This window comes from Streptomyces sp. NPDC005302, from assembly GCF_040607345.1.
Classification (GTDB): Bacteria; Actinomycetota; Actinomycetes; order Streptomycetales; family Streptomycetaceae; genus Streptomyces.
This window is the reverse complement of sequence record NZ_JBEXGN010000013.1, coordinates 144,122-157,887: the sequence shown is the minus strand read 5'-3', so window position 1 is coordinate 157,887 and position 13,766 is coordinate 144,122. Positions and strand designations below refer to the sequence as shown.

The following is a 13,766-nucleotide window of genomic DNA, read 5'->3' as shown; positions in this document are numbered from 1 at the left end:
CGATTTCAAACCCCCATATGTCCCGCGCGGCCCGCGGGCGCGCTGGACCGGACCGGATCCCTAGCCCGCCGCGATACGCAGCCTGATCGTGCGGGACTCGGGGCGGAGCGAGAACTCGGGCCACACGTCCGGGCCGCATGCCCGCGAGCCGAGGCCGTGTTGGGCCGCGTCGACAATCAGGTGACTCGTCGTGGAGCCGGTGAGCTCGAAGGGGTGCTCGGCCCGGGCGATCTGCTGGGGGGTGTGGCGGCTGAGGGTGAAGCCGGGGCGGCGGCCACGGGTGTCGGCGAGGGTCCTGATGCGAAGAACCTCGGCGGCACCACTGGTCAGTGTCAGCCGGCGCAGCTCCGAGCGGTGGCCGGTCTCCTGAGGGCGGGCGTAGTCGACGGAGAGGTCGCGGATGGTGGACGTGAAGTGGCCTGTGCGGGCAGCTCGGAGACTGTCGGGGTAGCACTCCAGCGGGCCCAGGCCGAACCACTGCGCTCCGTCGACGGGAGCCGCGACGTCGGGCAGACCGAAACGGATCCCGATCCGGGGCCACACCGTCCGCCAGCCGTGCGACGGTTCGATCTCGACGCGCAGTTCCAGCTCGTCGCCCTCGATCGACCAAGTGGACTCCACCATCACCCACGCCGCGGAGTTGGCCGCGGACACCTTGTCGAGAGTGCGCAAGGCATCCCCGGTGCGCTCCACGCGGATGCGCCGTGCGGTCAAACGGTCCAGGCCGTCACGACGCCACAGGTCGGCATGCGAGGTACCCGCGATGCTGTCGTCGCTCCCCTCGACTCCGTCGGACGGGCTTTCGTCGTTGTCGGTCGGCGCGCGGAACAGTTCCAGGTGTGGCCCCGTCACGGGGCGGTCGCCCAGGCGGACAAGGGATCCGCCGGTGAACTCGGCGATTCCGAGGGACCGGTTCCCGTCGCACGGCTGCCAGTCGCCCTGTTGGCGTACGGCGGGCACGGGACGACGTCCTGTGCGGTCCAGTTGTGCGGTCGCGAGCACATGTCCCGCCGGAGCCCAGGGTGTTGACGCCGCCAGTGCCACGTCGACCGTCAGCCAGGTCTCGCCGTCGGGTGCGGGGGTGACCGGAGGCAGTGGCGCCCACCCTGACTCTCCCGCGGCGAGCACGGGGACGTCCAGGTCGCCGGACGCCACGTGAACTCCGTCGTGCTCCACGCGCCAGCGGAAGCTGAGGTCCGTCGTGTCGGCCGTGTGCCGCAGGTTGGTGACCGCCATCTTCTCGCCGTCGAAGACGAGGTCGACGGGCCGCGTGACGGCCGCGAACTCGAACAGACTGGGACTGGGGACGTCGTTGCTCAGCAGCATGCCGTCCATGACGAAGTTGCCGTCGTGCACGACTTCACCGAAGTCGCCCCCGTAGGCGTAGTACGGCGTTCCGTCCGAAGCGGTGGCGAGGAGGCCGTGGTCGCGCCACTCCCACACGAACCCGCCGTGCAGGCGCGGGTACTGCCGTACGAGTGCCTCGTACTGGTCGAACGCGCCCGGTCCGTTGCCCATGGCGTGCGCGTATTCGCACAGGAGGAACGGCTTGGCGCGTTGCCGGGCGCTCTGCGCGGGGGTGCAGTTCAGCAGGGGGGAGCGCGCGCCGTCGGCTCCGATCTGCTCGGTCTCCGGCACCGAGGCGTACATGCGTGAGTAGATGTCGGTGTACTCGCCGGTGTAGTCGCCCTCGTAGTGCACCGGGCGGCCGGCGTCGCGGGCATGGACCCATGCCGACATGGCGGCCAGGTTCCCGCCGGTACCCGCCTCGTTGCCGAGTGACCAGATCACGATGCCGGGATGGTTCTTGTCCCGCTCGACCGTGCGCCGGATGCGGTCCAGGTAGACCTCGCGCCATGCCGGGTCGTCACTCGGGTTGCCCGCCCAGCCGACTTGGTCGAAGCCGTGCGTCTCCAGGTCGCATTCGAGGACCACCCAGAAGCCGAGTTCGTCCGCCAGGTCGAGCAGTCGGGGATGCGGCGGGTAGTGGCTGGTGCGGATGGCGTTGACGTTGAACCGCTTCATGCGGGCCAGGTCCTCCCGCGCGTGTGTCTCGTCGAAGACGCGGCCACGCTCGGGGTGCGCCTCATGGCGGTTCACTCCGTGGAAGACGACGCGTCGGCCGTTGACCAGGAACAGGTCGCCGCGGATCTCGACGGTACGGAATCCCACCCGCAGCGTGATGGTCTCCGCGGCCGTGGACACGGTGGCCCCGTACAGGCGGGGCTCCTCGGCCGACCAGGGCCGCGCGTCGGGGACGCCGAGGGGGGCGATCGCGCCCGGTGCGGTCCAGACGTGCTCGATGTCGAGTTCGGGTATGCGCAGGGTGACCGGGAAGGCGGACGCGTCGGCGGTGATCTCCGCCTCGATCCGTCCGTGACCGCCGTCGAATCCGGTGCGCAGCCACACGTCCTCGATGCCGCCGACGGGCCGGGCGAGGAGCGTGACGTCGCGGAAGATGCCCGGCAGCCACCACTGGTCCTGGTCCTCGACATAGCTGGCCGCCGACCACTGGTGCACGCGCACCGCGACGGTGTTGTCGCCCTCGCGGACCGCGGTGGTCACGTCGAACTCGTGGGCCAGTCGGCTCCCGCTCGCGCCGCCGACCTCGACGCCGTTCACCCACACCCGGAACATCGACTCGACACCGTCGAAGCGCAGCAGCACACGCTCGGCGTCCGACCAGTCGGCGGGCAGGTCGAAGTGCCGGCGGTAGTCGCCTGTCGGGTTGTCGTCCGGGACGTACGGCGGGTCGATCGGGAAGGGGAACTGAATGTTCGTGTAGATCGGCCGGCCGTATGCCCCGTCACCCTCCAGCACCCAGTGGGAGGGCACCGGGATGCTGTCCCAGCCGTGGTCGTCGAAGCCGTCCGCCGCGAAGTCCTCCGGTCCGGACGCCGTGGGCGAGAGGCGGAAGCGCCACGGACCGTTCAGGGAGAGCGACGGCGCGTCGGAGTGCAGCCACGAGCGCGCCGGACGCAGCGCGCCACGTCCAGGGGTGACGTCGGAGACATGGGGGGAGAGCTCGTTGGACAAGTGGTCACAACTCTTTCTTGATGTCACGTGCGACGGGGCTACGAGGGGCGCGACGGTCCTTCAGCGGAGGACGACCGTGCGGATCTCCCAGGGGCCGAGGGCGAGTTCGAGTTCGGCCGCGGCCTGCGCCCGCGAGATCGGGCGGCCGAGCAGATCCACGGTGGTGACCTCGGAGAACGTCCCCGTCACACGGACGGTCGACGCGGTGTCGCGCATCGCGGCCATGCGCACCTCGATGCCGGCCCCGGAGACGTCGTCGGTGACACGGCGGACACCGGACACCAGGACGTCCTGGCCGTCGACGCGCAACCCGAGTGTGTCGGGCGGCAGTTGGCCGGCGGCGACGGCGGTCCCACGAGTGACGAGCACGTCGTTGCGGAACTCCTCGGCGAGCGAGACCGCGTGGGCCCCTCGCCAGCCCGTGGCCGACGGGACGACGGCGAAGCGGTTCTCGATCCGCAGACCGAGGTCCTGGGCACCCGGCGCCGGGATCTCGCTCGCGGCGGGCTCGTCGCGCAGGGGATGGATGTTGACGCTGATCGACCCGATCGCGCGCAGCAGGGTGAGGGCGAGTTCGGAGCCGTCGTCGACGAGTTCGTACTCGCTGGAGTGGTCGAGGAGAACAGTGGCGGGGCCCGCGGACACGAAGGTACCGGCGGGGAAGGTCGGCAGCGGGTGCTCGCCCCAGCCGCCCTCGGCGGTGAGCCCCCGCTCGGTGACGGCGAACTGGCCGGCGGACGAGGACGCGGTCACCGGCTCGGGCAGCGGTACGTGGAAGCGCAGCCGGTGATCCGCGGACCGGTTCAGGAACGCGGTGGAGATACGCACGAACGGTTCGCCGGTGCGTACCTCGACGAGCATCTCCACCGGTGTCGGCAGGGTCCGCTCGTCGCGCACGTCACGATCGTCGGAGAGGGCGGCGGGCCACGCGTAGACGCGGGTGACCCGCAGCCGTGAACGCAGCGGACCGTCCTCGATGAGGTCGACGGTGAGTTCTGCCGGTTCCCGCACGAGGACGTCGTGCGCCGGGGGAGCGTAGTTGTAGCTGTCGCCCCGGTCACCGCCGTCGACGAGGCGGCCGACCCCGCTCAGCCGGCTGCCGTCGGGTCCGGTGATGTCCAGCGTGCCGTCGGCGGCGACGGTCACCGCGACCAGGCCGTTGGAGAGCGTGCGGCCCGTCGCGGTCGCGGGTGTGTACGCGGACGGTGCGGGCGTGTCCGGACCGGGAGAGGTCGCGGAGGAGCCCGGCGCGGTGGAGCCGCCCTCGCGGGACTCGACCCGGAAGGAGGTCAGCCCGGAGGCGGGCACCCTGACGGGAACGAGTGCGGTGGCGCGGGCCTCCTCCAATGTCAGCACGCGCCACTCGCCCGGATGGGCGGCAGCGGCGGCGGCGACCTCCTTGCGCAGGATCAGCAGGTCGAACGGTCCGCCGGAGGGGACCTCCGCGAGGTGGAAGACCAGCGAGCCGGGATTGAGGTCGTAGTGGTCGATGAGCCGGCCGAACAGTTCGCGGCGGTGGATACGGCGCAGCACGCGCTCGAGCTGTGAGGCGTCCATGCGCTCGTCGCTGAGGACCGTCGGTGCCTCCGAGATGAGCTGCACGGGGTGCTCCGACCCGTCGGCGAAGGCCGCGACCGGGCTCGTCCCCTCAGGCGGCGCGACGACGTTCACCTCGACCAGCGAAGTGCGCTCGAACGGCAGCGGGTTGGCGACCAGATGGGCGTCGCTCGGCACCAGGCCGGCGGGCTCGGCGAGCGCCGCGTCCCGGACGGCGCGCGCCGTCTGCGCGGCCTCCGCCAGGCGCGCGGCGACCTGGTCGCACGTCTCGTCGGTGCCGGAACCGACGACCGAGTCGTGCGCGCTCGACTCGATGATCTTGTGCCAGGCGAGAGTGAGGAACGGCGAGTCGTCGCGCCGGGACCACAGGGCGTTCATGCGCTCGGCGTGGTCGACCGTGCGCTCGGCCACCGCCATCCGCTGCTTCAGGCCGAGGCGGACGGAGAGCACGCCCGGGAGGATGTTGCCGCGCACATGGCTGCGCAACTCGCCGGTGACGACGGCCGGCACCTCGTCACGCACATGCTCGCGGAGGTACTCGTCCAGTGTCGCCACGGTGATGGGACGCCCCTCGCCGGACGCCTGCCGCAGCCACGCGGCGAGGTGCGGGTCGGGCGCGTTGTGGTCGGTGCCGGCCATCGCCAGCACCGGGTCGGTGCCCCAGCGGCCGGCCGTCATCTCCGCGTAGTCGTTCAGCGCGCGCCCGATCCGGTCGGGCACCAGCAGCACGTCGAGCCCGTTGTCGTAGCCGTCGAAGAGGAACTCGGTGCGCACCTCGGAGCCGTCGGGCGCGCGCCAGCGGAAGGCGTGGCCGTCGACGGAGCCGGGCACGCCACGCCACAGAGCCGCGTGCCCGATGCCGGCGCGCGCGAGGATCTGCGGCATCTGCGCGACGTGGCCGAACATGTCGGGCAGATAGCCGACGGCCATCGCACCCCCGAGTTCCGCCGCCGCGGACCATCCCATCTGCAGGTTGCGGACGATGGTCTCGCCCGAGCAGAGGAACTCATCGAGCAGGATGAGCCAGGGCCCGACGGCCAGCCGTCCCGCGCCGACCAGGGCCGCCACACGGTCGCGGTTCTCCGGCCGCATCTCCAGGTAGTCCTCGACCGCGGCCATCTGCCCGTCGACGGTGAACCGGAAATCGGGGTTCGCCTCGGCCGTCTCCAGGACGGTGTCGAGGGCGGTGACCAGCCGGTGCCGGAACACCTGGAACGGCTCGTACCATTCCCGGTCCCAGTGGAAGTGGGGCACGAAGACAGCGGAGTTGCTCATGGCGGCGAGACCTTCTCTACGGGCCGGGCGTGCGGAGGCGGGAGGACGCGGCTGCGGTCACTTGAGCGAACCGGCTGCCAGGCCGGTGCGCCAGAACCGCTGGAGGAGGATGAACACGATGATCACGGGCACGATCGACACGAGCGAACCGGTGATGACGGACTGCTGCAGGAGCGGCGCCCGGGCGGTCTGACCGTTCCACTGGTACAGGCCGAGCGTGATCGGGAAGAGCGACTCCTTCTGCAGCATGACCATCGGCAGGAAGAAGTTGTTCCAGATGGCCACGAACTGGAACAGGAAGATGGTCACCAGCGCGGGCGTCATCAGCTTGAACGACACGGAGAAGAACGTGCGGAACTCACCCGCACCGTCCAGGCGTGCCGACTCGATCAGCTCCTGGGGAACGGCGGCGGTGGCGAAGATGCGGGCCAGGTAGACGCCGAACGGGCTGACGATGCTGGGCAGGAACACCGCGAGGTAGGTGTTGACGATCCCGGTCGCCGAGAACAGCAGGAACAGAGGCAGCGCCAGCGCGGTGGTGGGTACGAGAACACCGCCGAGGACGACGGAGAAGAGGAACTCCCGCCCGCGGAAACGGAACTTGGCCAGGGCGTAGCCGCAGAGCGCGGAGATGAGCGTGCCCACGGCGGCGCCCAGCACGGCGTAGATGACGGTGTTGACCGCCCAACGGCCGAAGATCCCGTCGCTGCGGGTGAACAGGACACGCAGGTTGTCGAACAGGTTGAAGTGCGAGAACGCCAGCCCGTTGGTGGAGGCGAGGTCGCCCTGCGGCTTGGTGGCCGCGACGATGAGGAAGTAGATCGGCAGCAGGAAGTAGATCGCGAGCAGGAGCATCAGGGCCATGGCCGCTGAACGGCTGACGCGGCTTTCACGGTGTGTGGACGCGTTGCTCACAGGCCGGCCCTCTTCGAGGTCAGTCGCATGAATCCGAAGCTCAGGACGAAGGTGATGACGGCGATGACCACGGAGATCGCGGCGGCCTGCTGGTAGTTGTTCCCCGAGGCCACGGCATAGGCGAGCATGTTCGGCGTGAACGTGCTCGAGATGTTCGAGGAGATCTGGCGCAGCACGGCCGGCTCCGCGTAGAGCTGGAGCGTTCCGATGATCGAGAACACCGTGGTCAGGACGATCGAGGGGGCGATGATCGGAACCTTGATCCGCCACGCGATGGCCCAGTTGCCGGCGCCGTCGAGCTTGGCGGCCTCGTACAGCTCCGTCGGGATCGACTGGAGGGACGAGTACATGATGAGCATGTTGTAGCCGGTCCACAGCCAGGTGGAGACGTTCGCCGCCGACCAGAGCACCGCGCCCGGGCCGAGGAAGTCGGGGTGCAGACCGATGCCGTTCAGCAGGTCGACGACGGGGCTGAGCTGGGGCGAGTAGAGGTACGACCACATGATCGCGGCGATCACCCCGGGTACGGCGTACGGCATGAACGCGGCGATACGGAAGACGGATTTGAGCTTCAGCAGGGGAGTGTCGAGGAGCAGCGCCATGACGAGGGCGACGAGCAGCATGACCGGCACCTGCACGATGCCGAACAGTCCGATGCGTCCGATGCTCGACCAGAACTCGGTGTTCTCGAACACCTTCTGGTACTGCTCGAACCCGCCGAAGGTCGTGTAGGAGGTGCCGTACTGGCCTCCGGTGCGGTGCACGGCGCGGAAGCTCTGCCAGAGCGCGTAGCCGACCGGCACCAGGTAGAACAGCACGAACGGGAGGAAGAAGGGGATCAGGAACGCGGTGATGGTGCCCGCCCGGGGGCCGCCGCCGTGGGGAAGACGACGGCGGCGGCCCCCGGTGGACGGCACCTCACGGGTCGTACGCGTGCGGGTCGCGAGGTCGGTCATGCCGTGCTCACTCGCCTGCCGTGACCGGGATCGCCTGGTCCTTCATCGACTTCAGCGCGGACGACTGGGCGGCGGAGAGCGCGTCGGCGAGGGTGCCGTCACCGGCGGCGGCCTTGGCCATCGCGTCCTGCAGGGCGAGGTTCACCGTCTTCTGGGTGGGGCCCCAGGCGAAGCTGGTGTCGATCTTCTTGGACGAGTCCGCGAAGACATCGAAGATCTTCTCGTTGTTGTAGTACGGAACGCCCTCGGACAGGGCGGGCAGTTGCAGCCCGGCGTCGGCGGCCGGGTACAGGCCGCCCAGCTTGTTCTCCAGCGCGAGGGCCTCGGGGTCGGTGGTGAGCCAGGTGTTGAACTTGGCCGACTCGTAGAGGTGCTTGCCGCCCTTCATGAACGCGACGGTCGAGCCGCCCCAGTCACCGGACGTGCCGTCGGCACCCCAGGTCGGCATCGGCACGATGCTCCACTTGCCGGCCTGCTCGGGAAGGTTGTCGCGGAACATGCTGTAGCCCCAGGCGGCGCCCACGTAGCTGGCGATCCGGTCCTTCTGGTACGCGGCGTACATCTGCGTCGAGCCGTTGGCGAGGTCGGTGCGAACGAGCTTGGCGGCGATCAGCTTCTGCCAGTAGTCGGCGACCTGCCTGCTCTGCTGCGACGCGACGGTGACGTGCCATTTGTCGCCGGAGTAGCCGTACATCCTGGCCTTGTTCTGCCAGATGAGCCCGTTGAACCACTCGGCGTTGTTGGGGTCGAAGAACGTGATGTCGAGGTCGGGGTCGGCCTTGTGCAGCTTCTCGGCGGCCGCCGCGTACTCGTCCCAGGTCTTCGGTATGTCGATGCCGTGCTTCTTGAACAGGTCGCTGCGTACGTACAGCGCCATCGGGCCGGTGTCCTGCGGGAGGGCGAACACGCCGGTGCCCCCGAAGCTGGACTGCGACCAGGTCCACGGCACGAACTTCGACTTGGCGGCGCCGGCGGCCGAGCAGGCCGAGGCGTCCACGAAGGCGTTCTGTGTCCGCAGGTTGGGCAACTGGTCGTAGCCGACCTGGGCGAGGTCCGGCGCCTTGCCCGCCTTGAGGGCGTTGCCGAGGGTGCCGTACTGGTCGTTGGAGATGTTCTTCGTCTCGACGTGGATGTCCGGGTTCTGCTTGTTCCACAGGGCGACGACCTTGTCCATACCCGGAACCGTGTTCCAGTACTGGAGCGTCACCTTGCCCTTCGTGGGCTCGCAGGACTTCGCGGACGACTCGGTGGACGGGTCGGACGATGAGCATCCGGCGAGTACGACGGAGCCGGCGGCCGCGGCGACGACGGCAAGGCGGATGCGCGTGCGTGTGCTGCTCATATTTTCCGTTCCAGACAACGGCTAGCGACGGTGCTAGACGGCTCGATGCGGAACCCGCGGGCTGAACACCCTGTGGGCGGAAGGCATTCGCTGCGGCAATGTCGGCGCAAGCGCCGAGTTGTCGGGGCGACGTGGTCGAAACAGCTGTTCATGGATACTTGTGAGCGCTCCCGTGAACGCTCACGGGAGCGTTCACGGGAAGGCCCGGAAATACCCCGCGCCATGCAATGCGGAGTGGTCGGAAGTCTGCGCTCCGGCGCGCTTCCACGTCAAGACATACGATGCGGACGCGTTCGCGGCGGGTCAGGCCGAACCGCTCAACCGCAGCTCGGCACGGACGATCAGGTCGTCGGCCACCTGCGTGCGCGGTTCCGACAACAGTCGTGCGACCTGCTCGATGGCGAGTGCGCCGAGCTGCCGGGTGTCGAGAGCGACACTCGTCAACGGGGGTTCCAGGAGGGCCCCGAGCTGAAGTCCGTCGAATCCGATCACCGCCAGATCCTGCGGAACGCTCTTGCCGAGGCGCCGGGCCTCACGAAGCGCGCCGATCGCGATGATGTCGTTGAACGTGAAGACGGCGGTGACATCGGGATGGGCTCCGAGCAGTTCCCTGAGCGCCTTGCCGCCGCCGTCGGCCGTCTGATCCGCGCCCACGACCATCCCCGCGTCGATGCCGTGCGCCTGTGCGGCCGAGGTGAACCACGCGTGCCGGATGCTCGGTTCGGCCCGGGTGTGGTGGTCGAGCATGCCGATCCGTGCGTGGCCCTTCGCGGCCAGGTGCGCGATCGCGGCGTGGACCCCGTCCTGGCCTTCGATCCGGATCGACGTGAACCGCGAGGACCCGCTCTCACGCCCGATGAGCACCACCGGCATGCCGCGGGTGAACGACTCCAGTTCGCTGTCCGGACAGCTGAAGTAGCCGATGACGGCATCGACCTGCGAACTGATCACCTGAAGCGTGCCACGCTCCTCCTCCGCACGGTCGGCGGTGTCGTACACGACGACATGCCAGCCGCGCGACCGGGCGGCTTCCAGTGCGGAGGCCGCGACCTCGGTGAAGAACGGGTTGAGCAGATCCGGGATGACCAGCCCGATCGTCATCGTGTCCTGACGGACCAGGCCACGGGCGAACCGGCTCGGCCGGTACCCCAGCGCGTGAGCGGCGTCCAGCACACGCTGTTTGGTGTCGCCGTCGATCTCGTCCTTGTCGTTGAGGGCCCGCGACACGGTCTGCCGGGACACTCCGGCGGACCTGGCGACGTCATTGATCGTGACCCTCCGGGGCTCCGTCCCCGATTTCGACACCATCGCCTACCTCCTGCTTCTCGCAAACGCCGGTGCGCGCAGCCTGAGTATGCACGTAGGGGGCGGCCCGAAGTCCGTCACGGCCGGTGTCATGGTGGCCTGGCAACTGCTGACGCCCCCGCGGAAGCTACGCACGAGGCGCCGGCCGGGGACTTCCCCTGCCGGCGCCTCGTGCGGGTCCCTGAACACCCGGGCCAGGTGTCAGTGCGCGGCGTTCGGTGCCGCGGGCTCACCGTGGGCGACGGGCTTCGCGTTGACCAGGAAGGCGGCGGAGAGTCCGGCGAGGACCATCGCGCCGACCGCGTACCAGATGGCGTGGGTGTAGCCGTGCACCACGCCGGCCGCCACGACCTGCGCCTTGCGGGACGGGTCGGTGAGGTGGCTGCCGATGTACGTGGACGTGGCGGAGGTGGCGATGGTGTTGAGCAGTGCCGTGCCGAGCGAACCACCCACCTGCTGCGAGGTGTTGACCATGGCAGAGGTGACACCGGCGTCCTGCGGTCGCACGCCCTGCGTCGCGGTGGAGAACACGGGCATGAAGGTGAGACCCATGCCGAGGCCCAGGATGAGTTCGGCGGGCAGCACGTGCGTCGCGTACGAGGAGTCGACGCCGAGCTGGGTCAGGATGAGCAGGCCGCAGGCGGCCAGGGTCATGCCGGGCACCATGAGGGCGCGGGCCGGGACACGGGACAGCAGCCGGGCGGAGATCTGCGTCGAGCCGACGATGATCGCGGCGGACATCGGCAGGAACGCCAGTCCGGTCCTGACGGGGGAGTACCCGAGGATGCCCTGCAGGTAGTAGGTCATGAACAGGAACAGGCCGAACATGCCGATCGTGGCGAAGCCCATGGTGAGGAAGCAGCCGGCCCGGTTCCGGTCGCGCAGGATGCGCAGCGGCAGCAGCGGGGACTTGGCGCGGGACTGCCACAGGACGAACAGGGCGAGGAGCAGCACACCGCCGACGAGCAGCGAGATGACCATCGAGTCGCCCCAGCCGCGCGGCTCGGCCTCGGAGAAGCCGTACACGATGGCGATGAGGCCGCCGCAGCCGAGGATCACGCCGGGCACGTCGAGCCGAACGTCCTTGTGACCGGGGCGGTCGTGCAGCAGGATGACCGCGCCGATGACGGCGACGATCGCGATCGGGATGTTGACGTACAGGCACCAGCGCCAGTTCAGGTACGAGGTGAGGATGCCGCCGAGCAGGAGGCCGACCGCACCGCCCGCGCCGGCCAGCGCGCCGTAGATGCCGAACGCCTTGCCGCGTTCGCGCGGGTCGGTGAAGGTCGTCGTCATCAGGGACAGCGCCGACGGCGCGAGGAGTGCGCCGAAGACGCCCTGCGCGGCCCGGGCGCCGAAGAGCATCGCGGAGCCGGTCGCGGCACCGCCGACCGCGGACGCGGCGGCGAAGCCGATCAGGCCGACGATGAAGGTCCGCTTGCGGCCGACGAGGTCGGCGACACGGCCGCCGAGCAGCAGCAGGCCGCCGAAGGCGAGGGTGTAGGCCGTGATGACCCACTGGCGGTTGCCGTCCGACATGCCGAGGTCCTGCTGGGCGGACGGCAGCGCGATGTTCACGATGGTCGCGTCGAGAACCACCATGAGCTGGGCCAGGGCGATGACGACCAGGCCCCACCAGCGGCGGGGATCGGCCGGCTCGGCCGAGACGGAGGCGTGCGAGCCCGGTGCCGTCCGGGTGGCGCCGGCGGGTATGGAGTCACTCATGTCGAGGACGTCGCTTCCTTGGTGAGGCATGCGCCGCGAGGGGCGGCGCGGGACGGAGGATGGTGTTCCGGCGCAACTGGGCCCGGTACGCGGTGGGACGGTGGCGGAAGGTGCGATGGAAGGGAACAGGCGGTTCCCTTCCATCGCCCCGTCCGCGGAGTCTGTGAAGCGCATGCGTGCGGGTGCCGGTGTGCAGCACCGCAGATAGTCAGCAGTGCTGATTATCAGAAGCAGGATACGCTACCTCGTATGACGGACGACGCCGAACTGTCCGACCTCCTCACGCTCCGGCTGGGGTACCTGGTCAAGCACGCCTATCTCGACATCGCCGCACTCATGGCCAGTGCGCTGGAGCCGTACGGCGTGCTCCCTCGCGAGCTGGGCGTGCTCTCGGTGATCGGGGCGGACGGCGCCGAACGCTCACAGAACGAGTTGGCCTCGGCGATCGGCATGGACCGCACGACGATGGTGGCCGTCATCGACGTACTCGAAGGCCGCGGACTGGTGGAACGCCATCGCAGCGCGCGGGACCGGCGCCGCAACGTGGTGACTCTCACGGACGCCGGTGTCACCTGCCTGCGGGGCGCGGAACAGGCCCGCGCCGAGGCCGAAGCGGCCTACCTCGCTCCGCTGGACGCCGATGCGGCACGGGTGCTGACCGACGCGCTGCGCGTCCTCCACCACGCGCACGCCGCCCCGCACGGCGGGCGTCTGCTGGGCGCCGCCGAGCCGACGGCCCAGGCGCACTGCCCCGAGGCCGCCGGCGAATCAGCCGGAACCTGACGCCGACGAATCGGCCGGAACCTGACAGGGCGGGTGCGCCGACCGGTTCGGTCAACGCACCACCGTATCGGCCCAGTTGTTCGCCGACCCACCCCCAACTACCAGGGCACTTCGCCCTCGTCGTCGAAGAAGCGGCCCGTCGGTCCGTCGGCCGGTACGGTCGCCAGGCGGATCGCGGAGGCCGCGCCCTGCTGCGGCGTACGCACTCCCCGGAAGCCGTTGAGGTCGGTTGCCGTATAACCGGGGCAGACGGCGTTGATGAGGATGTTCGTGTCGGCCAGTTCCTTGGCGTACTGCACGGTGACGGCGTTGAGGAACGTCTTGGACGGTGAGTAGGCGACGGAGATGGGGCCGACCTCGGCGCCCGGAGTCGTCTGGAGCGTGAGGGAGCCGACGCTGCTGGAGACGTTGACGATCCGCGGCGACGGCGAACGACGGAGCAGCGGAAGCAGCGCGTTCGTCACGCGGATGACCCCGATCACGTTGGTCTCGACGGCGGCCCGCACCCTGTCCACGTCGACCGTGGAGGGCTCCTGCGGTCCGCCACCTGTGATCCCCGCGTTGTTGACGAGCGCGTCGAGACGCCCGGCCCGCTCCTCCACGAACCGGGCCGCCGCGGTCACACTCGCGTCGTCGGTCACGTCCAGCGGAACGCCGAACGCGTCGACTCCGGCCGCGCGGAGCTTCTCCACGGCGGCCTCGCGCCGCTCCTCGTCCCGGGCGCCGACCCCGACGGTCCAGCCCAGAGCGCCGAGCCCCGCGGCGATTTCATACCCGATTCCCTTGTTGGCTCCGGTCACCAGCGCGACCTGCGGATGACGGGCGATGTTCGTTTCACTCATGACATCCATGCTTCTCCCGGCCCGGGCACC

At 69.6% G+C, this 13,766-nt stretch carries 9 protein-coding genes; 1 reads left to right on the top strand and 8 read right to left on the bottom strand.

Translation table 11 applies throughout. The annotated features are described in order from the left end of the window. Positions 1–60: 60 nt before the first annotated feature. The 7 genes from ABZT74_RS20980 to ABZT74_RS20950 all read right to left on the bottom strand — a co-directional run bounded on the left by ABZT74_RS20980 (position 61) and on the right by ABZT74_RS20950 (position 12,111). Positions 61–3,036 carry a glycoside hydrolase family 2 TIM barrel-domain containing protein gene (locus tag ABZT74_RS20980; RefSeq protein ID WP_356436968.1) on the bottom strand — a complete coding sequence of 992 codons (2,976 nt, stop codon included), beginning with the start codon at positions 3,034–3,036 and terminating at the stop codon, positions 61–63. A gap of 60 nt (positions 3,037–3,096) precedes the next feature. Then, positions 3,097–5,868, bottom strand: a complete 2,772-nt coding sequence (locus ABZT74_RS20975) for an alpha-mannosidase (protein ID WP_356436965.1) — start codon at positions 5,866–5,868, stop codon at positions 3,097–3,099. Positions 5,869–5,925: 57 nt separating this feature from the next. After that, a complete protein-coding gene (locus ABZT74_RS20970; protein ID WP_355877998.1) occupies positions 5,926–6,732 on the bottom strand; it encodes a carbohydrate ABC transporter permease in 807 nt (268 codons plus the stop codon). Positions 6,733–6,779: 47 nt separating this feature from the next. Beyond that, positions 6,780–7,739 carry a sugar ABC transporter permease gene (locus ABZT74_RS20965; RefSeq protein ID WP_355877995.1) on the bottom strand — a complete coding sequence of 320 codons (960 nt, stop codon included), beginning with the start codon at positions 7,737–7,739 and terminating at the stop codon, positions 6,780–6,782. 7 nt (positions 7,740–7,746) lie between these two features. Continuing rightward, the gene (locus ABZT74_RS20960) at positions 7,747–9,081 is read right to left on the bottom strand and encodes an extracellular solute-binding protein (RefSeq protein WP_356436962.1); all 1,335 of its coding nucleotides are present in this window, start codon (positions 9,079–9,081) and stop codon (positions 7,747–7,749) included. A gap of 303 nt (positions 9,082–9,384) precedes the next feature. Next, the gene (locus tag ABZT74_RS20955; RefSeq protein WP_356436959.1) at positions 9,385–10,389 is read right to left on the bottom strand and encodes a LacI family DNA-binding transcriptional regulator; all 1,005 of its coding nucleotides are present in this window, start codon (positions 10,387–10,389) and stop codon (positions 9,385–9,387) included. A 198-nt stretch (positions 10,390–10,587) separates the two neighbouring features. Then, on the bottom strand, positions 10,588–12,111 hold the full coding sequence (locus ABZT74_RS20950; RefSeq protein ID WP_355877986.1) for an MFS transporter: 1,524 nt from the start codon (positions 12,109–12,111) through the stop codon (positions 10,588–10,590). Between the two features lie 249 nt (positions 12,112–12,360). On the opposite strand from ABZT74_RS20950, the gene ABZT74_RS20945 reads away from it, so the two are divergent. Then, positions 12,361–12,894, top strand: coding sequence for a MarR family winged helix-turn-helix transcriptional regulator (locus tag ABZT74_RS20945; RefSeq protein ID WP_356436956.1), 534 nt, complete (start codon positions 12,361–12,363; stop codon positions 12,892–12,894). Positions 12,895–12,992: 98 nt separating this feature from the next. Here ABZT74_RS20945 and ABZT74_RS20940 read toward each other — a convergent pair whose 3' ends face one another. Continuing rightward, complete coding sequence (locus ABZT74_RS20940; RefSeq protein ID WP_356436953.1) at positions 12,993–13,736, bottom strand: SDR family oxidoreductase; 744 nt, start codon at positions 13,734–13,736, stop codon at positions 12,993–12,995. Positions 13,737–13,766: the final 30 nt, after the last annotated feature.